Origin of the sequence: Maribacter aquimarinus (assembly GCF_047345505.1) — a bacterium.
Lineage (GTDB): Bacteria > Bacteroidota > Bacteroidia > Flavobacteriales > Flavobacteriaceae > Maribacter.
Map to the genome: position 1 here is coordinate 60,455 of NZ_JBLFEO010000012.1, position 24,573 is coordinate 85,027.

Here is a 24,573-nt window from a genome sequence, read left to right on the forward strand (position 1 = left end):
GGATAATTCAACATAAAAATCAAAAAATGACGCTAAAAACCCTCCTTCCCGCTTTCTTTTTGCTCGGTGTCCTGTTGGGCAATGCCCAAGATTTCACGGCGGTGTCCTACAACATAAAATACGATAATGTAAACGACACCGTGAACAATTGGGAGCAACGCAAAGAAGCTATGATCAAACTGGTACAGCACCATGCGCCCCATTTTTTGGGGATGCAAGAGGTGCTGCACCGCCAACTGGAGTACCTTAAGGCCCACCTGCCGGGCTATGATCATCTGGGCGTGGGCAGGGACGATGGCAAGGAAAAGGGAGAGTACTCCCCCATCTTGTTCAACAGCAGTGCCTTTGCCCTCCTTCAAGGCAGTACCTTTTGGCTGTCCCCCACCCCGGAGACCATTTCGGTGGGTTGGGATGCCGCCATGGAACGTATTTGCACCTATGGCCTCTTCCAGCACCGGGAGAGCGGTAAAAAGTTATGGGTGTTCAATACCCATTTTGACCATGTTGGGGTCAAGGCCAGGGAAGCATCGGCCCAACTGATCGCCGATAAAATTACCGAACTGAACACCGAGGGCCACCCCGTGATCCTGATGGGCGATCTTAACCTGACGCCGGACACCGCCCCCATTCAATTTTTAAAAGGTGCGCTCACGGATGCCCAGAAGGTCTCCAAACAACCCTTCTATGGCCCCAGGGGAACCTTTAGCGGTTTTGATCATGACCGGGTCTTGGACAAGAGGATAGACTATATTTTTACGGAACGCCTTGGCGTGGAAAGCTACATGCACATTGATGATCGCATGGAAAACAACAAGCATATTTCCGATCATCTTCCGGTACTGGCCCACTTGTCCTTTTTGTAGGCACGGGAAGTCCCTAAGGTTCCACTGGGGCGCTTTATGGGCTGGTCTTTAGCGCAGAAATGGCGGTAAGCCGCCGCTATGGCCCGTGTTTTCAGGGCAACCATTTGTCCTCGCCAAAATTGGGCTTTCGCTTTTCCAAAAAAGCGTTCCTCCCTTCCTTGGCCTCTTCCGTCATATAGGCCAAACGGGTGGCTTCCCCGGCAAAGACCTGTTGGCCCACCATCCCATCATCGGTAAGGTTCATGGCAAACTTGAGCATTTTAATGGATGTGGGCGATTTTTCCAGCACCTCCTGGGCCCATTGGTAGGCCGTGGCCTCCAATTCCTTATGGGGCACCACGGCGTTCACCATCCCCATGTCAAAGGCCTCCCGGGCAGAATGGTTCCTGCCCAAAAAGAAGATTTCCCGTGCCTTTTTCTGCCCCACCATTTTGGCCAGGTAGGCCGATCCATATCCCCCATCAAAGCTGGTGACATCGGCATCGGTCTGTTTAAAGATGGCGTGTTCCTCGCTGGCCAGGGTCATATCACAGACCACGTGCAGGCTGTGCCCACCGCCCACGGCCCATCCGGGGACCACGGCGATCACCACCTTGGGCATAAAGCGTATCATGCGCTGCACCTCCAGGATATTTAGGCGGTGCTGCCCATCCTGGCCCACATAGCCCTGGTGTCCCCTGGCCTTTTGATCGCCTCCGGAACAAAAAGACCAGACGCCATCCTTGGTGGAAGGCCCCTCTGCGGAGAGCAGCACCACCCCAATGGAGGTGTCTTCCTGGGCATCGTGGAAGGCCTTGATGAGCTCGCTGGTGGTGTGCGGTCTAAACGCGTTGCGCACATTGGGCCTGTTAAAGGCAATGCGGGCCACGCCATAGCTTTTTTTATAGGTGATATCGTCAAATTCAATGGCGGTCTTCCAGTTGGGATGCTGCATGATGGAAATATTTTTATTGAAGGTGCAAAGGTAAGGATTTAGCAGCTTAGCCCCCTATCCTGCCCAGTTCAATACCTTCGGAATAGGCCACTTGCACCTTATTGTCGTGGAAGACCTTTTTTACCGCCCTGTGCGACTCAAAGACGGCTTCCCAGTAGTTGTCCGGCAGCACATAGGGCCTAATGGCCAGGATGATGTAATGACTGTCAAAACTTTCTATCCCAATTTCAGGCGCCGGATCCTGCAGCACATAAGGGGTGTTGGCCAAGGCACTGGCGATCATTTGCTGTACCTTGGGAAAATCTTCCTCATAGGGAATGTTGGCGTTGAGCTCCAAGCGCACCACCCCTTTTTCGGAAAAATTGGTGACCACCCCATCCGTGATCATGCTGTTGGGCACGATCAGGGTCTTGTTGCCGGGCGTGACCAGTACGGTGTTGAAGATGCCGATCTCCTCCACCTTGCCAAACTTATCGTCCACTTGGATCCAATCATGCACCTTGTACGGCTTAAGGAAAAGAATGAGAATCCCCGAGGCAAAGTTGCCCAAACTTCCCTGTAGGGAAAGTCCAATGGCAAAGCCCATGGCGGCCACAATGGTGACCAAACCGGACAGTTCCACGCCCAGAATGGATACGGCCACCAGTACGAGCACTATCTTTAGCACGGTGGTGACCAGTGAAATGATAAAGGGCCGCATGGTGTCCGAAATGCTCAGCTTGCTTAGACTATTGCTCAGCAGCTTGTCCACCTTTTTCAATAACTTAAAACCCAGCCAAAGGACCAGGATGGCCCCGAGCACCCGGGGCGTGTAGGCAATGACATTGTCTCGCAACAATTCTGCGTAATAGGTAACATCTTTCATAATGGTAGTGTGTTTAGAATGCTAAAATAAGGGGTTTTTATGATATTGCAACACGGATTCTGAGTATGGCACACGGCGCACGCTGCCAGGAAATCCAGGGCCTTTGGCAGCGCTGGCGCCAAGGGCACCGGGACCGGGCCGCTTCCCCTGGGCAAGCCCGGACCTCCCGAGGCCGTACAACGGACCGCAAGCGCCAAATAAAAAGCGGGGGCTCCAAATTTCAACAGGAATCAGTACCTTAGAAGCAAATCCACAAGCATTCACCATGGAAAAATCCCACGAAGTCACCGTGAACGGGCAGTTTACGTTTAGGGTAACGGAAAAAGATGTAAAAGCGCTGGACATCATACACACCCAAGGCCCTTTCCATCATGTACTGAGCGATGCCCAATCGGAACAGGTCGAAGTGGTGGCGGCCAATTTCCATTCCCGCACCTATACCATTAGGGTGAACCAAACCCTTTACCAAGTGGCCATTTCCCGTCCCTTGGACGCACTCATTGCCAATATGGGATTTGTCATGGGCGAAAACCAGGTGGTTAAGGAGATAGAGGCCCCAATGCCCGGCCTGATCCTGGAGCTTGCCGTAAAAGAGGGTCAGGAGGTTCGGGAAAACGACACCCTTTTGGTGTTGGAGGCCATGAAAATGGAGAACACCATTGTATCGCCCAGGGATGGCGTCATCAAGAGCATTGCCATCAAAAAAGGCGATGCCGTGGAGAAAAAACAAGCGCTCATTACTTTTGAATGAGCTTTGTTGTGAAATGTGCCATGACCATGCCGGATACCCACCGAAATGTTGATTGGCGAATTGCACCCGCCTGAACCGGAACGGGCAAGTCTGACCTTAAAAACAAATAAATAGCAACCGATGAAAAAAATACTTGTGGCCAACCGTGGCGAAATCGCCATTCGTGTCATGCGCACCGCAAAAAAAATGGGCATCCGCACCGTGGCCGTTTTTTCGGAGGCCGATCGGCATGCGCCCCACGTCCGCTATGCGGACGAAGCCGTCTGCATTGGTCCCGCACCCTCGGCAGAATCCTACCTCAGGGGAGACAAGATCATTGAAACGGCCCTTGAACTAAAGGCGGATGCCATACACCCCGGTTATGGCTTTTTGAGCGAGAATGCGGACTTTGCCCAGGCGGTGGGGAAGAACGGCCTGGTTTTCGTGGGGCCAAAACCACACGCCATTAGGGTCATGGGCAGCAAGCTGGCGGCGAAGGAGGCCGTGGCCAAATACGATATACCGATGGTACCGGGCATTGATGAGGCCATAACCGATGTGGCCAAGGCCCTCTCCGTAGCCCAGCAAATTGGCTTTCCCATATTGATCAAGGCGAGTGCCGGCGGTGGTGGCAAGGGCATGCGGGTGGTGGAACGTGAAGAAGACCTGGAAGCGCAAATGGAGCGTGCCATCAGCGAGGCCGTTTCTGCCTTTGGGGACGGTTCCGTCTTCATTGAAAAATATGTGAGCTCGCCCAGGCACATAGAAATACAGGTCATGGCCGATACCCACGGCAACACCCTCCATTTCTTTGAGCGGGAGTGCAGCATACAGCGCAGGCACCAAAAAGTGGTGGAGGAGGCGCCCTCTGCCGTGCTCACCCCAACATTGCGGGAGGCCATGGGGCAAGCGGCCATAAAGGTGGCCCAGGCCTGTGACTATGTGGGCGCGGGGACGGTGGAGTTTTTGATGGATGCCCAACACAATTTCTATTTCCTGGAAATGAACACCCGACTGCAAGTGGAACATCCCGTTTCCGAGATCATTGCCGGGGTGGACCTGGTGGAGCTACAGTTAAGGGTAGCCCGTGGAGAGGCCCTGCCGCTAAAACAGCAAGACCTGAAGATCATGGGGCATGCGGTGGAACTTCGGGTGTATGCAGAAGACCCTTTGAACGATTTTCTGCCCAGTGTGGGCACCTTGGAGCGCTATCGGCTGCCCAGCGGACCGGGAATCCGGGTGGACAACGGTTTTGAAGAGGGCATGGACATTCCCATCTATTATGACCCCATGCTTTCCAAGCTCATTACCCACGCCCCCACCCGGGAAGCAGCCATTGCCCTCATGTCCGAGGCCATTGCCAACTATGAGGTGGTGGGCGTGGAGACCACCCTCCCCTTCGGCGCCTTTGTCATGCAGCATGAAGCCTTTACCTCCGGTAACTTCGACACCCATTTTGTCAACGACCACTACACGCCCAAAACCCTGTTGGCCCAACGGGAAAAAGAGGCACAGCTTGCCGCAAAGGTGGCACTCTGGCACTATGCCGAAGACCAAAAAAAACTAAGACTACCTAAAACCTGAGCCCATGGACCCCAAGATAAAAGCACTGCAAGAACGTATCCAGGCCGCCCATTTGGGCGGTGGGGAAAAACGCATTGAGAAACAACACGCCAAGAACAAGCTAACGGCCCGGGAGCGCATTGCCTTTTTGTTGGATGAAGGCTCTTTTGAGGAAATGGGCCTTATGGTTACCCACCGCACCACAGATTTTAATATGGACAGGGAAATCTACTACGGAGACGGGGTGGTCACCGGCTACGGCACCATAGAGAGCCGCTTGGTCTATGTCTATGCCCAGGATTTTACCGTTTTTGGCGGGGCCCTTTCGGAAACCCACGCAGAAAAGATCTGTAAGGTCATGGAACTGGCCATGAAGGTCGGGGCCCCGATCATAGGCCTCAACGACTCCGGTGGGGCCCGCATCCAGGAGGGCGTTCGTTCCCTGGGGGGCTATGCCGATATCTTTTACAGGAACGTGCAGGCATCCGGGGTGGTGCCCCAACTCTCTGCCATTATGGGGCCCTGTGCGGGAGGGGCCGTATATAGCCCCGCAATGACGGATTTTATTTTGATGGTGGAACAGAGCAGCTATATGTTCGTTACCGGGCCCAACGTGGTAAAAACGGTGACCAACGAAGAGGTGACCTCAGAAGCCTTGGGCGGTGCCATGGCGCACGCCACCAAATCCGGGGTGGCGCACAGGACATCGGCCAATGATGCGGCCTGCCTGCAAGACCTGCGCAGGCTATTGTCCTACCTTCCACAAAGCAACAGGGAAAAGCCCCCAAGGCTCCCCTATGAGCCCCAAGATGAGGTGCGGGAAGTGCTGCGCGATATCGTGCCCGACAATCCCAACAAACCCTATGACATGCACCAGGTGATCAAGGGCATCATAGATGCAGACTCCTTTTATGAGATCCATAAGGCGTATGCGGAAAACATCATTGTGGGCTTTGCCCGATTGGGCGGAAGGAGCGTGGGCATCATTGCCAACCAGCCCATGTTCCTGGCCGGGGTACTCGGGGTAAAGAGCTCCAAGAAGGCCGCCCGCTTTACCCGCTTTTGCGATGCCTTTAACATACCTCTCCTGGTCTTGGTGGACGTCCCCGGCTTCCTCCCCGGCACCGACCAAGAGTGGACGGGCATTATTTCGCACGGGGCCAAGTTGCTGTACGCCCTCAGTGAGGCCACCGTGCCCCGCGTCACCGTCATTACCAGAAAGGCCTATGGCGGAGCCTATGACGTGATGAACTCCAAGCACATTGGGGCTGATTTCAATTTTGCCTGGCCAACGGCCGAGATTGCGGTGATGGGTGCCAAAGGGGCCAGCGAAATCATCTTTAGAAAGGAAATTGCGGCCGCAGAAGATCCCGAGGCGAAACTCAAGGAAAAAGAGGCGGAATATGCCCACACCTTTGCCAATCCCTACCGTGCGGCACAGCGCGGCTTCATAGACGAGGTGATCCTCCCCGAGCACACCCGCCGCAAACTGATGAAGGCCTTTGCCATGCTGGAAAACAAACAAGTGGAACCGCCCAAAAAGAAGCACGGGAACATCCCGCTGTGAGCCACGTGTTTGTATTCTGACCTCAATCCACATCGCCAAAAAAAATCGGCTTGGGCATGGAGCAGGTTGTTGTTTTGACAAGACAGGGAACGCGCCATCTCGTTTTGCGGTGTTCAGCCGGCACGGCAGGCAGGAAAACCGGGATGGAAAAGACCCCTCAGGGCAGGTAAGGCCAAAGGGGAAATAAAAGAAACAAGGTCGGGGTCAGGAATGCAAAGCACAATGGCGGCAGTGCATCACACTGACCAACTGCTTTAAAAGCCGTGATGATAGGCATAGAAAAATAAATGGTGCCGGCACCCTCAACGGGGCAAAGGGGACATCAATTCCAAACCATCAAACAAAATCCTTCAGATCTATGTCCGAAATGGCCCCGTGGGAATCATGGGCCACCACTGCCCCATCCTTTATGATCAGTAGTTGCGGAGACTGGTGCATGACCTGAAAAACCTCGGCCACGGCGTTGGATAGGTCCCTGTGGGCATGCAGGTCCAAATAATAAAGGTCGGCGGCCTCCCTGTCCAGGTCAAATTGGGCGTTGAAACCGTTGAGCACCATACGGCTGATGCCGCAGGTGGTGCTATGCTTAAAGATAAGCTGCGGACGCGTCTTGGATTTCCCGGGAATTTCCTCCAACTGCGTGCGCGAGACCAAGGGTTGCCAAGGCACCTGGGGACCATCGCCCTGGGGTGCGCTTCCGGAATTGCCAAAGATTTTTCCAAATAGTCCCATAACCATCTTCTTTATACAACCTACGTAAAAACAAGACATATTGTCCTATCAATCAACAAAAAACAAGACAAACTGTCGTACCCAATGCGTTGGTAGGGTTGTTGCTGTGAAAGAGTAAAAATAGGTGGAAAACTAAAAAAACGAGACATGAACATCAATAATTTTACCATAAAATCGCAAGAGGCCATACAACAGGCCCAGGTCATTGCCCAGTCCCTTGGGCACCAACAAATAGAAAACGAGCATCTGTACAAGGCCCTTTCCGAGGTGGATGACAACGTTATTCCCTTTGTGCTGAAAAAACTGGGGGTGAACACCGATATGGTGCTCCAAATCTTGGACAAGGAAATGAACACCTTTCCCAAGGTGCAGGGCGCGGACCTTATGTTTGGCAGGGAAGCCGGCAAAACAGTGAACGAAGCCACGGCCCTGGCAAAAAAAATGGGCGACGAGTACGTATCCGTGGAGCATTTGCTGCTGGCCATTTACGCCTCCAAAAGTAAAATTGCCCAAATTCTAAAGGACCAGGGCGTGTCTGAAAAAGACTTGAAAGCGGCCATTTCGGAACTAAGAAAGGGGAGCAAGGTCACCAGCCAAAGTGCAGAGGAGACCTACAATTCGCTGAACAAATATGCCAAGAACCTGAACGAGATGGCAGACAGCGGCAAGCTGGACCCGGTCATAGGCCGGGACGAGGAAATACGGCGCGTGCTGCAGATCCTTTCCAGAAGAACCAAGAACAACCCCATGCTGGTGGGCGAACCCGGAGTGGGCAAGACCGCCATTGCCGAGGGTCTGGCGCACCGGATCATACAGGGAGACATCCCGGAGAACCTGAAGGAAAAAATAATCTATTCCCTGGATATGGGCGCCCTCATTGCGGGAGCGAAGTACAAGGGGGAATTCGAAGAGCGTTTAAAAGCGGTGATCAAGGAAGTGACCAGTGCGGACGGCGACATTATCCTCTTCATTGACGAGATACACACCTTGGTGGGTGCGGGTGGCGGCCAGGGCGCCATGGATGCCGCCAACATTCTAAAACCCGCTTTGGCCAGGGGCGAGTTACGGGCCATTGGCGCCACCACCCTGGATGAGTACCAGAAGTATTTTGAAAAGGACAAGGCCCTGGAGCGAAGGTTCCAAAAAGTGGTGGTGGACGAGCCCGATACGGAGAGTGCCATCTCCATTTTACGGGGCATCAAGGAGAAGTACGAGGCACACCACCAGGTAAGGATCATGGACGAGGCCGTGATTGCCGCCGTGGAACTGTCGCAGCGCTACATTACCAATCGGTTTTTGCCGGACAAGGCCATTGACCTGATGGATGAGGCCGCGGCCAAATTGCGCATGGAGATCAACAGCAAACCGGAGAACCTGGATGTACTGGACCGCAAGATCATGCAGCTCGAAATTGAGATCGAGGCCATTAAACGCGAGAACGACCCGGACAAGCTCAAGGTGCTTAACATGGACCTGGCCAACATTAAGGAAGAACGCAACGAGATCTACGCACAATGGGAGAGCGAGAAATCGGTCGTGGACAACATCCAGAAGACCAAAGCCGATATTGAACACTTTAAAGTGGAGGCGGAAAGGGCCGAACGAAACGGCGATTATGGCTTTGTGGCAGAACTGCGCTACGGAAAGATCAAAGAGGCACAGGAAAACCTGTCCAAACTGCAAGAGGACCTGGCGGCACAGCAAGAACGGGGCACGCTGATCAAAGAGGAGGTTACCAATGACGACATTGCGGAAGTCGTGGCAAAGTGGACCGGCATACCGGTGACCAAGATGTTGCAGAGCGAGCGGGAAAAACTCTTAAAATTGGAAAATGTGCTGCACCGGCGCGTTGTGGGACAGGAAGAGGCCATCCAGGCCGTCTCGGACGCCATTCGGCGCAGCCGGGCCGGACTGCAGGATGCGAAAAAGCCCATTGGCTCCTTCCTCTTTCTGGGCACCACCGGAGTGGGCAAAACGGAACTGGCCAAAACCCTGGCCGCCTATCTTTTTGATGACGAAAATGCCATGACCCGAATTGACATGAGCGAGTACCAAGAACGCCATGCCGTGAGCCGTTTGGTGGGGGCGCCCCCGGGATACGTGGGCTATGACGAGGGCGGACAGCTTACGGAGGCAGTGCGCAGAAGGCCCTATTCCGTGGTGCTGCTGGATGAGATAGAGAAAGCCCACCCGGACACCTTCAACATTTTGCTGCAGGTGCTGGACGAAGGAAGGCTCACGGACAACAAAGGAAGGGTGGCCGACTTTAAAAACACCATCATCATCATGACCAGCAACATGGGCAGTGACATCATACAGCAAAAGTTTGAGAACAACAACGATGTGCACAGTGCCACCGAGACCGCCAAAGTGGAGGTGTTGGGGCTGCTCAAGAAGATGATACGTCCGGAATTTCTGAATCGGATAGACGATATTGTGATGTTCACCCCCTTGACCGAGCAAGACATTCGGGAAATTGTGAAACTGCAGCTGGAGGCCTTGAAGAAAATGCTTTCCCAGCAACAGATCACCCTGGATGCCACGGAAGAGGCCATAGACTTTCTTGCCCGCCGCGGCTATGACCCCCAGTACGGTGCCAGACCGGTAAAGCGCACCCTACAAAAGGAGGTGCTGAACAACATGTCCAAAGCCCTGTTGAGCGGAGACATCAAGGCAGACAGCATTGTCCTCCTGGATGCCTTTGACAACCAACTGGTCTTTAGAAACCAGAACGACCTGGTCTCCTAGTTCCGGAAACCCAAAAAGCGAAAAGCGCAACCCTTAAAGTTGCGCTTTTTTTTATTCAAGATATACCATACAGTATAAGTTTTTTTATCTTCGTGAAAAAGAGAAGGCCATATGACCACCAAAGCCGAAAAGACCACCGCCTACATCATCAAGACCGTGGCCCCCGTGTTCAACAAAAAGGGCTACGTGGGCACCAGTATGAGCGATCTTACCGATGCCACGGGCCTGACCAAAGGGGCGCTCTACGGAAATTTTGAGAACAAGGAGGCCCTGGCCCTGGCCGCCTTTGAGCACAATAGGAACCATTTATTGCAGGCCCTGGAAGAACGCTTGTCCGTGGAGGGGACGTCCATGGACAAAATTTTTGGCCTTATCTCCTTTTACAAGAACTACCATATCTTTACCCAGGGCATGGGCGGCTGCCCCATACTCAACGTTGGCATGGACGCGCAGGCGCACAACCCCCTTTTGGCGGCTGCGGCCAAGGAAACCTTGAGGGAAGTGGAAGGCAAAATAGCCTTGGTGCTGGAAAATGGCGTCAATGCCCAAGAATTTCGCATTGGGGTTACCCCGCTGCAATTTGCCAAACAGCTCTTTACCATCATCCAGGGCGCCGTGGCCATGGCCAGCATTACCAAAGACCATAAATACCTGGGCAATTCCATGGCCTACCTACAGGTCTTGGTAAAGCAAGAACTGAAATGACCGTTGGAACACTACAACCTACTGGCGGTAAGGCATTGTCATCTTAAAAACACGCGGTCATTTACGTACCAATGGGCCATTTGGCACTCAGGGCCGTTCTTTGGGCTGTTAAAGGGCTCTAGCACAAATGTTGGGGAAACAAAAATGGCATTGGCCAGACTTAGGATAGGACTCTAGGACGTAGGACCAAAAAATAGGTCTTATTACAAACATCCATAAGGTGAGTCTCCATAATTGATGGAATGTAAAATCCCACGCCTTGGGCCTTCTGGTCCCAAATCAAATGGTGAATCAAGAGTTTATGCCCACAAACAGAATGGTGGCACCTTTTAAAGATTGCGGTGAAGCCCCTTTTTAAACTCACTTAAAAAAGACTAATTTTTAATACATCAAGGTGAACAATTACTTTGCCTGGGGCGTACCATCATATCTATTTGCCCACCACCCTAAAGATCCAAAGTTTCTCATTGTACTTCCCACCAAATTTTGACTGTCTTGCGGCCCGGGCCTCACTGACGGTGTCATAGCGCTCCAAATAGACATAATTGTATTTGTTCTGCTCCCGGTAGAAGGATCTTGGCTGTAAGCCTTTCTTTTTCAGGTCGGCCATAAAAATGTCAAAATAGCGCTTGGTTCCAAACACATTGGCTATGAGATAGTACCCGGGTCTCAGGTCGCCCTGTTGGTCCACTTCCTCGTAGCGCTCGCCTGGCTGTGGGGTCACCGCTTCCTGCTGCTGCGCCAGTTTTGCTGCCTCGGCTTCTTTTTGGGCCTGTTCCGCTGCGGCCAACCGCACGGCGGTGAGGGAATCTTGCTGGCGTTTTTGCGCCAAGGCCACGGCCGCCTCACGCTCCTGCATCCTTTGGTTTCGCAAGGCTTCCTCTTCCTGGCGCTTCCTTTCGGTAGCCTCTGCCAGCGCCTGTTGTTCCTTGGCCCGGGCAATGCTGTCTTTTTTCCTCTTCATATCGCGCCTGGTTTCCTTGAACCGAAGCTCCTCGGCACCCTTGGCCTCCTTGACGGCCACCTTGGCACGTTTCTCATCCACCCTGTCCGTACGCTTTTGCTCCTTCAAAGCCTCCCTTACCGCAAGCTGCTCGGCCTTGGTGAGCCCCTCTTTTTCCGTGATCTCGTTCTTATCCTTCCCCACGATCAGTTCCTCTTTCTGGCGTTTCCTTTCGGTGGCCTCTGCCAGCGCCTGTTGTTCCGTGGCCCGGGCAATACTGTCTTTTTTCCTCTCCATAGCGCGCCTGGTTTCCTTGAACCGAAGCTCCTCGGCGCCCTTGGCCTCCTTGATGGCCACTTTGGCACGTTTCTTATCCACCCTGTCCGAACGCTTCTGCTCTCGCAGGGCCTCTTTTACCGCAAGCAGCTCGGCCTCGGTGAGCCCCTCTTGTTCCTTGGTCTCGTTCTTATCTTTCCCCGCGATCAATTCCTCCTCTGGTTCAGGGGGCGTCTTTCTCTCCAAGGGCCCTAACCTATAGGAAGTGACAAGCTCAAACGAAGGGTCCGTTCCCTCCAGGGCCTCACTGGTGCCAAACTCCACCACAGCGCCAAAGGAGAGTCGCTTAAAGAACCTTCCGCCGGCCCCCACAGAGGCCCCATAAAAAGTATTGTAGCCTGCCTGCGCCCAAAATTTGGAGGTGGACAACAGCCCCAAGACCCCCACTTGGGTATCTGTCCCGGGCAAGGTTTTTACATAAACGGCAGGCCTCAAGAAAGCACTGTCATCCGCGGCCACACTGGGCATGGCAATATCGTAAGCCGCCATTCCCAAGAACATACGATCGTTGGGAGGCGTGCTACGCTCGTTGGTGGTGAAATTATAATCGAAGAGGTTTTCTGAAGTGATGCCGAGACTGAAGCGATCCATCCTCAAGTTGAGTCCAGGGGCCATCTGAAGGATAAAATCCGTGGTGAGTTCCGGCTGCAGTGGGTTGGGCTGAAAAAAACGGGTATCTGCCAATTCCTGCATGTACCCAAAGAGGTTTAACCCCACACCCAAGGTGATGCCCTCCCCCAAGGCAATGTCATAGGCGTAGTTCAAGGCGGCACCGGTATTTAAAAAGATGCCCGTGTTGTGTTGGAAAAAGCCAACGCCACCGGCAGAGGACGCGTTAAGGCGCGCCGTGTAATTGATAAAGAGCGAGGTGGGGTCGGCGTCAAAGGTTTGCCACTGCCAGCGGGACCAAAGGGCAATGGAAGACGGATTGTTGCGGTCCAGGGAAAAAGCCGGGTTGAGCAGGCTGGAATTGTATTCAGTGATGTTCTGTTGCCTAAAATCGATGGGAAGGGTGGGTTCTTGGCCCCATGCACCGATTACAACAAAGAAAATAAGAAGCGCCCCACAAAAGTTTTTCATATGCAAAAAAACAAAAAATAGGTAATTTATCGGGCAAAATACCGTTATTTTTATTTCTGGATAACCCCAAGACCGTTTTATATGAAAGCCCATAGCCTCATTGCCATTTGTTTGTTGGTGTTTACACTGGCCTGTAAAGAAGACACGCCCCCCAGCGAACCCATTCTAAAGGGCAGCACCACCTTTTATCTCATCCGCCATGCGGAAAAGGAAAGAAGCAATCCTGAAGATGCGGACCCCGAGCTGAACCAAAAAGGGTTGGGCAGGGCCATGCACTGGGCCGAAATCCTGGACGATGTTTCCTTGGATGCCATCTACTCCACCGACTACAACAGAACGTCCATGACCGCCGCCCCCGTATCGGTGAAACAGAATGTGGACGTACAGTACTATGATCAGGAAACCTGGGACATTGACAAATTGAAACGGGACCACATTAACCAGAAGGTGCTTATCGTGGGGCACAGCAACACCACCCCGGACATGGTAAACAAGCTGTTGGGTGAAGAAAAGTACGGCCAGTTGGATGACAATGAAAACGGGGCCCTTTTCATCGTTACCCTGATCGATGGTGAGGCTTCGGCAACCCGACTCAACTTTAGTTGTAACTGCCCGCGCTGACCTGGACCTGTTTTAGCTCAATTTTGGACAACAGCTCCAATTCCCCTTTTTCGTACTTTACCCCGATGTCTTGTATGGGCCCGGTGTTCCCCTTGGGCCTGTAGTTCCTGTAGTCCACAAAACGAATGCCCTCTACCCAACGGGGGTTGTAGGCCTCCCTAAAGCGTTGGCCCCCACCGTCCACGTGAAACTCGTAGGCCAGATAGTCTGGCAGATGGGTGTTTGGATGAAACCAATATAGGTACACATCGTCATGATCGGTGCCCCCACCTTCTTCATCAAAGGTCACCTGTACCTTATGATAATTTACCCCCTTTAATTCTTCCCTGCCCAGATAGGCTTTGTTCACGGCGGCATCATTGAGGCCGTAGGGCAGGTAGGCAAAATAATGTACCGAATTGATGCTGTTGGCATATTTCAAGGCCGTGGTGTCCGGCACCGGCACAAACTGCCCGTTCACGAACCGCGCCAGGGAATCCGGGTACATCACATCTACAATGGTGGCCGTATCCTTTTCCATCTTCCGTTTTAAGATACGTTTTCCGTTCTCCCAGGTGGCGCTGTAATGGATGTCCCTAAAATAAAACCCAATGTCGCTGTTGCGGTGCCGTTCCCCTCCGGCCGCCACAATGCTCTTATCTACCAGGTCTTGGGCAGGGCTGGAAGAGGAGGGCTGCCTTTCCTTGCAGGAAAGGCACAGGCCAACGCAGAGAAAAAGCAGTGGTAATCGCATCCCGTTTTTTTTTTGCAAAATTAGCGATGTTGGGCAAAAGCGCGCACATTTTGGGGTTTTAAAATGGGCCTGCCCTAACTATTGTCTTATTTTTGCACCCATGCAGAACACGGTGAACATCAAAAACAAAAGGGCGCGTTTTGAGTACGAGCTGCTGGACACCTTTACGGCGGGCATTGTGCTGGCAGGCACGGAGATCAAATCCTTGCGGGAAGGCCGCGCTTCCATAGCCGAGAGCTTTTGCGAGTTCAATGACCGGGGGGAGCTTTTCGTGGTGAACATGCAGATAGACGAGTACTCCCATGCCTCCCATTTTAACCACAGGCCCAAGGCGGAGCGCAAATTACTCCTAAACAAACGGGAACTGCAGAAACTGCAAAAGCAGGTAAAGGCCTCCGGGCTCACCATTGTGCCCCTAAGGGTATTTATCAATGACCGTGGCCTTGCCAAAATGAACATTGCCCTGGCCAAGGGAAAGAAACTGTACGACAAACGGGAGACCATCAGGGACCGGGACAACAAACGCAACTTGGACCGGGTAAAGAAGAGCTTCAACAACGGCTGAGCCGGCGGCCGCTGCCTTTCCGGCCTGCCCCATCCTGTCCTTGTTGGATGTTTCGGCATCCCTTCTTGCCACCCGCGAACAGGATTTTTGGGATGGCTCCGCCAGCGGTTGCCTTTTGGGCAGGGAACAAGGCACTTTGATGGTGCGGCCCCCACGACCTTTCCCAACGATCATCGCCCGTAGGGCAAAACCATCTTAATTCTTGTTTTCCAATAGGGGCACAAATTTAAAATTCCCGTATTCACTTTTCTCAAACGCCTTTTCCGACGTACGCAGAAAACGGGTCATGATCTGATCGTTTTCCCCTATGGGAATGACCAGACTGCCGCCCACCTTTACTTGGGCCAAGAGGGCTTTGGGAAGTTCCGGAGCCCCGGCCGTGACCAAAATGTGATCAAAGGGGGCCTCCTCCGGAAGGCCTTTGTAGCCATCGCCAAAAACCACTTTTTTGGGCCTGTAGTGCATCTTTTTAAAGAACAGGTTGGTTTTTTTAAAGAGTTCCAGTTGCCGTTCAATGGTATAGACCTTGGCCCCACAGTGCAAGAGCACCGCGGTCTGGTAACCGCTACCGGTACCGATCTCCAAGACGGTCATTCCCGGGCGCAACTGCAACAATTGGGTCTGGAAGGCCACGGTGTAGGGTTGGGAAATGGTCTGGTCCGCCGCAATGGGGAAGGCTTTGTCCTGATAGGCGTGCCCCTCAAATCCGCTGTCCATGAACAAGTGCCTGGGCACCGTTCTTATGGCCTTGAGCACCGCGCGGTCCGTAATGCCTTTTTCAACCAGCAGATTTGCCAGTTGATTGCGCATTCCTTTGTGCTTTAAGGTATCTTTCAAAAGTACTTGGTTTGTGCACAAAGTTAAACTTCTTTTAAAGAATCGCACACCAAAAAGCACACATTGGCAGCGCTATTTTGGCCCTTGCGTTCCGTTAACTACACAAGTATGCTTATTTTTGGGGAAAGAAAAATACATGTTGAAAATAGGAGTTTTGGGCGCCGGACATTTGGGCAAGATACATCTTAAGCTGCTCGAGGCCTCCCCTGCCTATGAGCTGGTGGGTTTTTATGATGCCGATGCCGAGAACGGAAAGGAGGTGGCACGCTCCTTGGGCCACACCTTTTTTGATTCCCTGGATGCCCTGATCGATGCGGTGGAGGTGGTGGACATTGTAACGCCCACCCTCTCCCATTACGACTGCGCCCAAAGGGCCATGACCAAGGGGAAGCACGTCTTTTTGGAAAAACCCATAACCAATACCCTGGCCGAGGCCGAGGCCTTGCTGCGGTTGGAAAAAAAGCATGGGGTAAAGGGGCAAGTAGGCCACGTGGAGCGCTTTAACCCCGCCTTTAAAGCGGTAAAGGGGAGCATTGACAGCCCCATGTTCATTGAGGCCCACCGTTTGGCCGAGTTCAACCCCCGCGGTACGGACGTGCCCGTGGTGCTGGACCTGATGATCCATGACATAGATGCCATTCTGAGCGTGGTTAAAAGCAAGGTAAAGCGCATCAATGCCAGCGGTGTGGCCGTCATTAGCCAGTCGCCCGACATTGCCAATGCCCGGGTGGAATTTGAAAACGGCTGCGTGGCCAACTTAACGGCCAGCCGAATTTCCCTCAAGAACATGCGCAAATCGCGCTTTTTCCAAAAAGACGCCTATATTTCCGTCGATTTTTTGGAAAAGAAAGTGGAAGTGGTAAAGATGAAGGATGCGCCGGAGACCCCGGGGGATTTTGACATGCTGCTCCAAAATGCCGAAGGGGAAAAGAAACAGATTTATTTTGAGCACCCGGAAGTGGCGCCCAACAATGCCATTTTGGAAGAGCTGGAGTCCTTTGCCGAGGCCATTGCCAAGGACCGGACCCCCGTGGTGTCCCTTGAACAGGGCACCAATGCCCTCCGGGTGGCCCTGAACATCATTGACGCATTCAATACCGAAAACTATGGATAAGATTACCGTTTTGGGCGCTGGCACCATGGGCAATGGCATTGCCCACGTATTTGCACAGCACGGCCACCAAGTGTCCCTGGTGGACCCCTCCAAAGACGCCCTTGAAAAGGGTTTGGCCACCATTGCCAAAAATCTGGACCGCATGCTGGCCAAGGAGCGCATAGGCCCCGGGGAAAAAGCGTTTACCTTGGGCAACATCACCACCTTTACGGAAATGGCCCCCGGGCTTACCCAGGCACAACTGGTGGTAGAGGCGGCCACGGAGAACACCTCCTTGAAGTTGGATATCTTTAAACAGCTCGATGCCCTTTCCCCGGCAGACTGCCTATTGGCCACCAACACCTCCTCCATTTCCATTACCCAGATCGCGGCGGCCACAAACAGACCGCAACAGGTCATAGGCATGCACTTTATGAATCCCGTGCCGGTGATGCGCTTGGTAGAGGTCATTAAGGGGTACAGCACCTCGGATGCCACCTTGAAAAAAGTGATGGAACTTTCCAAAGCCTTGGGCAAGACCCCGGTGATGGTGAACGATTATCCCGGTTTTGTGGCCAACAGGATCCTGATGCCCATGATCAATGAAGCCGTGGAAAGCCTGCACCACGGCGTGGCGGGGGTAGCGGAGATAGACACGGTGATGAAACTGGGCATGGCCCACCCGATGGGGCCCTTGCAACTGGCCGATTTTATTGGGTTGGATGTTTGCCTCTCTATTTTGGAGGTGATGTTCAAGGGTTTCAAAAAAGATAAATACGCGCCCTCTCCCCTGCTGGTGAATATGGTTATGGCCGGAAAATTGGGGGTGAAGTCCGGCGAGGGCTTTTACGATTACAGCAGTTCCAAAAAAGCGGAACGGGTAGCCCCCCAGTTCCTATGACCTCCACCTTTTTAATTCCTTTCCCGTCAGTATGACCATAAAGAACAATTTAAAGCGCATTAAAGCCGAGCTGCCCCCCCACGTGGAGCTTGTGGCCGTTTCAAAGACCAAGCCCAAGGAAGACCTTTTGGAGGCCTATGGGGCCGGCCAGCGCATATTCGGGGAAAACAAGGTGCAGGAGATGACCCGCAAATGGGAAGCACTGCCCAAGGACATTGAATGGCACATGATCGGCCACCTGCAGCGCAACAAAGTAAAGTACATGGCGCCCTTTGTGGCCCTGGTGCACGGGGTGGACAGTTTAAAACTGCTCAAGGAAATAAACAAACAGGCCCAGAAGCACCAGAGGGTCATCTCCTGCCTCCTGCAAGTGCACATTGCCGAGGAAGACACCAAGTTCGGTTTTGACGAAGCAGAATTGGCCGCACTCGCAGATGATCCAGAGTTCAAGGCATTGCAGCACGTGAACGTAAAAGGGCTCATGGGCATGGCCACCTTTACCGACAATATGGACCAGGTACGGCGCGAGTTCAGAGGACTAAAACAACTTTTTGATGCCCTGGCCCCAAAATTTGGCGGTCTGGAAACACTTTCCATGGGGATGAGCGGCGACTATGCCGTGGCCATAGCCGAAGGGAGTACCATGGTACGCATTGGAAGTAGTATCTTTGGGGCACGAAACTAAAGGACCCCGCGTCCATATAAGACCGCAGAACCGAACAAACAGGCATGTACACCATTTTAGACATTGAGACCACCGGGGGCAAATACAATGAGGAGGGCATTACCGAAATTGCCATTCACCGGTTCAATGGCCATGAAGTGGTAGATCGTTTCATTAGCCTCATAAACCCCGAGAAACCCATACAGCCCTTTGTGGTAAACCTTACGGGCATAAACAACAAGATGCTGCGCACCGCCCCCAAGTTTCATGAGGTGGCCAAGCGCATCGTGGAAATCACCGAAGATTCCGTTTTGGTGGCCCACAACGCACAGTTCGATTACCGCATACTGCGCACCGAATTTAGACGATTGGGCTATAATTTTGAGCGCAAGAGCCTGTGCACCGTTGATCTTTCCAAAAGATTGCTGCCCGATGCCGAATCGCACAGTTTGGGGAAATTGGTGCGCTCCCTGGGCATTCCGGTCAGCGATAGGCACCGCGCCAATGGCGATGCCCTGGCCACCTTGCAGCTGTTTAAGTTGCTTTTGGCCAAGGACACGGAAAAAATGATCATTACAGAAACCATTCGAAAGGAACAGCACGGGGAGCTTTCAGAGAAACAACTGGACATTGTACGAAGCCTTCCCAATGCCACGGGCGTCTTTTACATGCACGACAAGGATGGGGAAATTGTGTACCTTAGTAAAACCAAGGACATTAAAAAAAGGGTGAACCAACTCTTTACAAAAAGCGGTGCAGAAGCACGGAAATTGGTGAAAACGACAAAGAAAGTCACTTTTGAACGTACCGGAAGCGAGCTTATGGCCATTTTGAAGGAACATGCGGAACTCAAAAAAAATCGGCCCAGGTACAACCAGATATCCCGTAAAGCCATGTTTTCGCATACCTTGGAGATAACCAAGAACCAGACGGGGCATTACCAAATTGGGGCAGTGCCCTGGAATCCAAAAAAGCCCGGACGGGGAAGGTTCAAGAGCATGTTGGGAGCCAAAAACCACCTACATAAGATTGGTGTGGAACACGACCTTTGCGACAAATTGAACGGCTTTAGCGAAGCCAAAAAAAACTGTGCCAAATATGCGGACGGGGGTTGCCACGGGGCCTGCTCCGGTGTGGAGCCCGCGGAAAAGTACAACAAAAGGGTTTTGCGCGCCCTTGGGGAAGGCAGCCTATATGGCAAGAATGTCATCTTGGTGGACAAGGGCCGCGAGGTGGGCGAAAAGTCGGTGGTGGTCATTAAAAATGGCGCCCTATTGGGCACCGGATATTTTACGCTTAACCACCAGATCACCCATTTATCCATTTTAGAGAAGTTCATTACCCCAATGGAGGCCACCGAGAATGCCCATTTCATCATTGAGGAATTTTTGAGAAAAAGTAAGCACATCAAGGAAATCCCCTTACCACAGGAAAATTGACAGCGGAAAGCCCAAAAAAGAACTGGCGAGATAGACTTCATGAAATCATTTATGAGGCAGACACCCCCTTGGGCAAACAGTTTGATATATTTCTCATTATCCTCATTCTGTTCAGCGTGGTGCTCATTATGCTGGAAAGCGTAAAGGAGATAGACGTAAAGTACCATGACCAACTGCTGTTCATGGAGTGGGTGGTCACCATTTTTTTTACCATAGAGTACATTGCCCGCATTGTCTGCATACGCCAGCCCTCCAAATACATTTTCAGTTTTTATGGCATCATTGACTTCATCAGCACCATTCCGCTCTACCTGTCCTATATTTTTGCGGGTTCCCAGGTGTTGCTGGCTTTCCGCATCTTTAGGATGCTACGCATCTTCAGAATTCTAAAACTGGTAAAGTTCATTGGCGAGGCCTCCCAATTAAAACAGGCCCTCAAGGCCAGCAGGACCAAGATCGTGGTATTCATCTATGTGGTCCTGATCCTTTCCGTGATGATGGGCACCGTGATGTATCTCATAGAGAGCGATGAGGCCGGGTTTACGAGTATTCCCAGAAGTATTTATTGGACCATTGTTACCCTCACCACCGTGGGCTACGGGGACATTGCGCCCCAGACCGCCCTGGGGCAGTCCATTGCCACCCTGATCATGATCATTGGTTATGGCATCATTGCCGTGCCCACGGGCATTGTATCGGCAGAATTTGCGGGAAACTACAGAAAAAAAGGTTCCAAGAAGAAGGCCAAGGCCAAGACCATTGAAAAAAGGGTGCACTTGAATACCCAGGTCTGCCACCACTGCACCAGTGAGGGCCACCGGGACGATGCCACCCATTGTTATCACTGTGGAGGATTGTTGAATGACTGATACGCTCATCTGCATTGTGGGGCCCACGGCCATTGGCAAAACCCAGCTTTCCCTAGTGTTGGCCGAGCACTACGGCACGGAGATCCTCTCTGCGGACTCCAGACAGTTCTATAGGGAGATGACGGTGGGAACCGCCGTACCGTCCCAGGAGGAACTGCAACGTGCCCAGCACCATTTTGTACAGCACAAAAGCGTGCATGACCCCTATTCCGTGGGGCAATTTGAACGGGACGCGCTGGCGGTGCTGAAAACCACTTTTAAAAGCCGCAACAAGGCCATTTTGGTGGGCGGAAGCGGACTCTATGTGGATGCCGTGACAAAGGGGCTGGACCATTTTCCCGAAGTGGACCCCTCCTTGAGAACGGAATTGAACACCCTTTGGCGCAACAAGGGCCTCAAGGCGCTGCAGCAAGAACTTTCCGTATTGGACCCCGAACATTGGCAGCGCGTGGACCGCAACAACCCGCACCGGCTCATCCGTGCCCTGGAAATCTGCCTGGGCACGGGAAAGCCCTACTCCAGTTTTTTGAACAAGCAACGGGAAAAGCGAAACTTCAGGATCGTCACCGTGGGGCTCAGGGCCCCAAGGGAAATTTTGTACGCCCGTATTGAAGCCAGGGTGGAGGCCATGATGAAAACAGGACTTTTGGAAGAGGCCAGGGCGCTTTACCCGTACCGTGACCTGAATGCCCTGCAAACCGTGGGGTACAGAGAGCTCTTTGCCCATTTCAATGGGCAATATGACCTGGACACCGCCGTAATGGAAATAAAGAAAAACACCAGGCGCTTTGCCAAACGCCAGGGCACCTGGTTCCGAAAAAACCAAGACACCCACTGGCTGGACCACGATTACAAAAAGCACGCGCTATTGCCCTGGATCGATCAAATGGTAAACAAAGAAGATGAACCGGCCTAGAATTGTTTATGTAATGGGGGTGTCCGGCAGTGGAAAAAGCACCGTGGGCAAATTGCTGGCCAAGGATCTGGGGATTCCTTTTTTTGATGGGGACGATTACCACCCCAAGGCCAATATTGACAAAATGGCGGGTGGCCGTCCTTTGAATGATGCAGACAGGGCCCCCTGGCTGTGCCGATTGAACGGATTGGCCAAGGAACACCAAACCAGCGGCGCCGTTATTGTTTGTTCTGCCCTGAAGGAAAGGTACAGGACCATTTTGGTGGAAGGCCTTGCGAATATGGCCGTCTTTGTGCACCTGTCCGGTTCAATGGACCAGATCATGAACCGATTGAAGGACAGGACGGGCCACTTCATGCCCAGGGCCTTGCTACAGTCGCAGTTTGATGCACTGGAGCCCCCAAAAGATGCCATTGAAGTGTCCATTGGCCACACCCCCCAACAGCTGGTGCGCCAGATCACAACGGTCTTGAAGGCATAAAAAAACGCCCTGTGGGGCGTTTTTCAATCTTGTTTCGTTTTGTGGTCCGGTGTCATTCCTCCGTTTTAACCACCAAACGGAAGCCCTCGCCATGAATGTTCAATATCTCCACAGTATCATCGCGTTTCAGGTACTTCCTTAATTTGGCAATGTAAACGTCCATACTTCGGGAGGTAAAGTAATTGTCGTCCCTCCAAATCTTGGTAAGCGCCAGTTCCCGGGGCATGAGATCGTTTTCGTGCAAGGCCAAAAGGCGCAACAGCTCGTTCTCCTTGGGGGAGAGCTTTATGGCCTCTTCGTCCTTGTACTTGAGAAAACGCAGTTTGGAGTTCAGATGGAACCCGCCAATGGTGAACTCAAACTTCTTGCTGTCGGCCAGGCCGTTGGTGGCCTTTCTTTGCAAAATGGCCTTCAATTTCATTAAGAGCACCTCGGAGTCAAAGGGCTTGTTCAGGTAATCATCGGCCCCTGCCTTGTACCCCTTTAGCACATCTTCCTTCATGGTCTTGGCCGTGAGGAACACAATGGGCACGTTCTCATTTTTTTCACGGATTTCCTTGGCCAGTGTAAAGCCATCCTTGTAGGGCATCATCACATCCAAGATACAGATGTCATAGTTGTCCTTTTTAAATTTTTCAAATCCTTCCATTCCGTTTTTGGCCAAGGTAACGTCAAAATCGTTCATGGAGAGATAATCCTTAAGAACGATTCCAAAATTGGGGTCGTCCTCCACCAAAAGTATCTTCTTGTTCACTGTTTCCATAATATTCATATTAAGGGCATTTTAACGTAGAAAGTGCTGCCCTTGCCTTTTTCACTTTCCGCATAGACCTCGCCTTGATGATCTTCGACTATTTTTTTAACATAGGCCAATCCCAGCCCATGCCCTTTTACGTTGTGTATGTTTCCGGTATGTTCACGGAAAAACTTTTCAAACACCTTTTTCAATGCCGCCTTGCCCATACCGGCCCCTTCATCCTTTATCTTTATGATGATAAAATTCTTGGCCCGCTCTGTATGGACATCAATTTTGGGGGCTTCGGGCGAATACTTTATGGCGTTGTCCAAGATGTTCACCAAAACGTTGGTAAAATGCATTTCATTGGCCAATATCTCGCTCCGCTCTGCCTCCAAGTGGGTTTTTATGTATCCACCCCGGTCGGCCACGATCAGCTCCACGTGGGAAATGGCGTCCGCTATTAGGTCGTGCGCATCTACCCTATCCTTACTGATGTCCAACTGGTTTTTTTCCAGTTTGGAGATCCGGAGCACATTCTCCACCTGTGCGTGCATCCTTTTGTTCTCATCGCGTATCATTTTAAGATAGCGGCCCACTTTTTCCTGATCGGCAATGATCTTTGGATTCTTAATGGCCTCCACGGCCAGGTTTATGGTGGCAATGGGCGTTTTGAACTCGTGGGTCATGTTGTTGATGAAATCGGTCTTGATCTCAGAGATCTGTTTTTGCCGGATCAACTGGTAAATGGCTCCCGAGTAGGCCACCACGATAATGATCGTGAACAAAAGGGACAGCAGCGCCAAACCCAAAATGGACTGTACCAGAAAGCCTTTCTTTTTGGGAAAGGACACCAAGAGCGAAAAACTGGAACTGCCCTCCAAATCCGTGAACATGGGCGCTCTGTAAACGTTCTCTTTCACGTACTTGAACCTTCTGGACTTCACTTTGGTGGGCAGCCCGTTGCTATAGACCCCATATTCAAAATTGATGCCCAGGCCCCTGTTCTCCAATTCTCGCTGTAGCAGCAATTCTATCTCTTGTTTGGAGACGCGCTTGTGTATGGGGACACGTTTGGCGTAAGTGCCGAACATATCTTCCATCGCGGCCTTTTCCATGGCCGACAGGCCGCCAATTTTTTCCACCCGCTGTATGGGGTTCAACCGGAACCGCTTTCCGTCCAGGTCAAAATCTTCCTTGAATATGGAGGTGGTGCGCTTGCTGGTGTAATTTTTGATGATGGTGGAATCACCACCATCCCCGCTATCAAAGAACGTGGAGGATATGCCGTAATCTTCCTCCAAGATACCGTGCTCATAGAGCAAGATCTCATTGGAGTTGATATCCCTGTCTATGAAGAAGAAATTGGTGAGCTGCTTTCCCTTGAGCTCCCCAACGCTGTCCTTGGCCCTTAGGTACCGATCAAAGTAATTTTTGGTCTCCCGTTCTGCAATTTTCCGGGTCACGCTGCTCAAAACTTCGGAAACGGTGTGGGAAAACTGCTCCTCACTATCATCCACCGATCGCTTGATCCAATAACTCTGAACAACGATGAGGCCAATGAGCGATATGCTCATTAAGACCACCAAGAGCACAAACAACCTCTTATTCATATTTTGTTAAAATTACAGATTTAGCCCAAGGGGTTGGAC

At 52.1% G+C, this 24,573-nt stretch carries 23 protein-coding genes; 15 read left to right on the plus strand and 8 right to left on the minus strand.

The window, feature by feature from the left end:
* Positions 1-26 precede the first annotated feature (26 nt).
* Positions 27-863 carry an endonuclease/exonuclease/phosphatase family protein gene (locus ACKWCC_RS10425; protein ID WP_413995873.1) on the plus strand — a complete coding sequence of 279 codons (837 nt, stop codon included), beginning with the start codon at positions 27-29 and terminating at the stop codon, positions 861-863.
* A 91-nt stretch (positions 864-954) separates the two neighbouring features.
* Here ACKWCC_RS10425 and ACKWCC_RS10430 read toward each other — a convergent pair whose 3' ends face one another.
* Together ACKWCC_RS10430 and ACKWCC_RS10435 are read right to left on the minus strand one after the other, a co-directional pair.
* Positions 955-1,797, minus strand: coding sequence for a 1,4-dihydroxy-2-naphthoyl-CoA synthase (locus ACKWCC_RS10430; RefSeq protein WP_413995874.1), 843 nt, complete (start codon positions 1,795-1,797; stop codon positions 955-957).
* A 46-nt stretch (positions 1,798-1,843) separates the two neighbouring features.
* On the minus strand, positions 1,844-2,662 hold the full coding sequence (locus ACKWCC_RS10435; protein WP_413995875.1) for a mechanosensitive ion channel family protein: 819 nt from the start codon (positions 2,660-2,662) through the stop codon (positions 1,844-1,846).
* A gap of 265 nt (positions 2,663-2,927) precedes the next feature.
* Between ACKWCC_RS10435 and ACKWCC_RS10440 the strand changes: the two genes are divergently transcribed.
* The 3 genes from ACKWCC_RS10440 (at position 2,928) to ACKWCC_RS10450 (ending at position 6,522) form a co-directional block, all read left to right on the plus strand.
* A complete protein-coding gene (locus ACKWCC_RS10440) occupies positions 2,928-3,413 on the plus strand; it encodes a biotin/lipoyl-containing protein (protein WP_413995876.1) in 486 nt (161 codons plus the stop codon).
* 120 nt (positions 3,414-3,533) lie between these two features.
* The gene (locus tag ACKWCC_RS10445; protein ID WP_413995877.1) at positions 3,534-4,976 is read left to right on the plus strand and encodes an acetyl-CoA carboxylase biotin carboxylase subunit; all 1,443 of its coding nucleotides are present in this window, start codon (positions 3,534-3,536) and stop codon (positions 4,974-4,976) included.
* 4 nt (positions 4,977-4,980) lie between these two features.
* Positions 4,981-6,522: an acyl-CoA carboxylase subunit beta gene (locus tag ACKWCC_RS10450; RefSeq protein WP_413995878.1), complete on the plus strand. Its 1,542-nt coding sequence runs from the start codon at positions 4,981-4,983 to the stop codon at positions 6,520-6,522.
* A 336-nt stretch (positions 6,523-6,858) separates the two neighbouring features.
* Here ACKWCC_RS10450 and ytxJ read toward each other — a convergent pair whose 3' ends face one another.
* A complete protein-coding gene (ytxJ, locus tag ACKWCC_RS10455) occupies positions 6,859-7,254 on the minus strand; it encodes a bacillithiol system redox-active protein YtxJ (protein ID WP_413995879.1) in 396 nt (131 codons plus the stop codon).
* Between the two features lie 147 nt (positions 7,255-7,401).
* Between ytxJ and clpB the strand changes: the two genes are divergently transcribed.
* Together clpB and ACKWCC_RS10465 are read left to right on the plus strand one after the other, a co-directional pair.
* Positions 7,402-10,002: an ATP-dependent chaperone ClpB gene (clpB, locus tag ACKWCC_RS10460; RefSeq protein WP_413995880.1), complete on the plus strand. Its 2,601-nt coding sequence runs from the start codon at positions 7,402-7,404 to the stop codon at positions 10,000-10,002.
* Between the two features lie 111 nt (positions 10,003-10,113).
* Positions 10,114-10,707 (plus strand): TetR/AcrR family transcriptional regulator, encoded by a 594-nt coding sequence (locus ACKWCC_RS10465; protein ID WP_413995881.1) that lies wholly within the window; start codon positions 10,114-10,116, stop codon positions 10,705-10,707.
* A 430-nt stretch (positions 10,708-11,137) separates the two neighbouring features.
* Here ACKWCC_RS10465 and ACKWCC_RS10470 read toward each other — a convergent pair whose 3' ends face one another.
* The gene (locus ACKWCC_RS10470; protein WP_413995882.1) at positions 11,138-13,066 is read right to left on the minus strand and encodes a PorP/SprF family type IX secretion system membrane protein; all 1,929 of its coding nucleotides are present in this window, start codon (positions 13,064-13,066) and stop codon (positions 11,138-11,140) included.
* Between the two features lie 81 nt (positions 13,067-13,147).
* Between ACKWCC_RS10470 and ACKWCC_RS10475 the strand changes: the two genes are divergently transcribed.
* Entirely contained in the window at positions 13,148-13,687 is a 540-nt protein-coding gene (locus ACKWCC_RS10475) for a SixA phosphatase family protein (RefSeq protein ID WP_413995883.1), read from the plus strand.
* On the opposite strand, the gene ACKWCC_RS10480 is transcribed toward ACKWCC_RS10475, so the two are convergent.
* Positions 13,665-14,420, minus strand: a complete 756-nt coding sequence (locus ACKWCC_RS10480) for a DUF6503 family protein (protein WP_413995884.1) — start codon at positions 14,418-14,420, stop codon at positions 13,665-13,667. The genes ACKWCC_RS10475 and ACKWCC_RS10480 overlap by 23 nt on opposite strands.
* Positions 14,421-14,520: 100 nt before the next feature.
* Here ACKWCC_RS10480 and smpB point away from each other — a divergent pair, with 100 nt between their 5' ends.
* Positions 14,521-14,985 carry an SsrA-binding protein SmpB gene (smpB, locus tag ACKWCC_RS10485; RefSeq protein WP_413995885.1) on the plus strand — a complete coding sequence of 155 codons (465 nt, stop codon included), beginning with the start codon at positions 14,521-14,523 and terminating at the stop codon, positions 14,983-14,985.
* A 195-nt stretch (positions 14,986-15,180) separates the two neighbouring features.
* Here smpB and ACKWCC_RS10490 read toward each other — a convergent pair whose 3' ends face one another.
* Entirely contained in the window at positions 15,181-15,822 is a 642-nt protein-coding gene (locus ACKWCC_RS10490) for a protein-L-isoaspartate(D-aspartate) O-methyltransferase (protein WP_413995886.1), read from the minus strand.
* Between the two features lie 136 nt (positions 15,823-15,958).
* Between ACKWCC_RS10490 and ACKWCC_RS10495 the strand changes: the two genes are divergently transcribed.
* The 7 genes from ACKWCC_RS10495 to ACKWCC_RS10525 are packed head-to-tail and all read left to right on the plus strand — an operon-like array spanning position 15,959 to position 22,185.
* Entirely contained in the window at positions 15,959-16,936 is a 978-nt protein-coding gene (locus ACKWCC_RS10495) for a Gfo/Idh/MocA family protein (RefSeq protein WP_413995887.1), read from the plus strand.
* Positions 16,929-17,816 (plus strand): 3-hydroxyacyl-CoA dehydrogenase family protein, encoded by an 888-nt coding sequence (locus tag ACKWCC_RS10500; RefSeq protein WP_413995888.1) that lies wholly within the window; start codon positions 16,929-16,931, stop codon positions 17,814-17,816. Before ACKWCC_RS10495 ends, ACKWCC_RS10500 begins: the two co-directional genes overlap by 8 nt.
* Before the next feature lie 31 nt (positions 17,817-17,847).
* Positions 17,848-18,501, plus strand: a complete 654-nt coding sequence (locus ACKWCC_RS10505; protein WP_413995889.1) for a YggS family pyridoxal phosphate-dependent enzyme — start codon at positions 17,848-17,850, stop codon at positions 18,499-18,501.
* A gap of 44 nt (positions 18,502-18,545) precedes the next feature.
* Entirely contained in the window at positions 18,546-19,919 is a 1,374-nt protein-coding gene (locus tag ACKWCC_RS10510; protein ID WP_413995890.1) for an exonuclease domain-containing protein, read from the plus strand.
* A complete protein-coding gene (locus ACKWCC_RS10515) occupies positions 19,916-20,788 on the plus strand; it encodes an ion transporter (protein WP_413995891.1) in 873 nt (290 codons plus the stop codon). The genes ACKWCC_RS10510 and ACKWCC_RS10515 overlap by 4 nt, the downstream gene beginning before the upstream one ends.
* Entirely contained in the window at positions 20,781-21,704 is a 924-nt protein-coding gene (miaA, locus tag ACKWCC_RS10520; protein WP_413995892.1) for a tRNA (adenosine(37)-N6)-dimethylallyltransferase MiaA, read from the plus strand. The genes ACKWCC_RS10515 and miaA overlap by 8 nt, the downstream gene beginning before the upstream one ends.
* A complete protein-coding gene (locus tag ACKWCC_RS10525) occupies positions 21,691-22,185 on the plus strand; it encodes a gluconokinase (protein WP_413995893.1) in 495 nt (164 codons plus the stop codon). The genes miaA and ACKWCC_RS10525 overlap by 14 nt, the downstream gene beginning before the upstream one ends.
* Before the next feature lie 52 nt (positions 22,186-22,237).
* Here the strand turns inward: ACKWCC_RS10525 and ACKWCC_RS10530 are convergent, their stop codons facing one another.
* Entirely contained in the window at positions 22,238-22,948 is a 711-nt protein-coding gene (locus ACKWCC_RS10530) for a response regulator transcription factor (RefSeq protein ID WP_413995894.1), read from the minus strand.
* A gap of 5 nt (positions 22,949-22,953) precedes the next feature.
* Positions 22,954-24,534, minus strand: coding sequence for a sensor histidine kinase (locus ACKWCC_RS10535; protein WP_413995895.1), 1,581 nt, complete (start codon positions 24,532-24,534; stop codon positions 22,954-22,956).
* Positions 24,535-24,573: the final 39 nt, after the last annotated feature.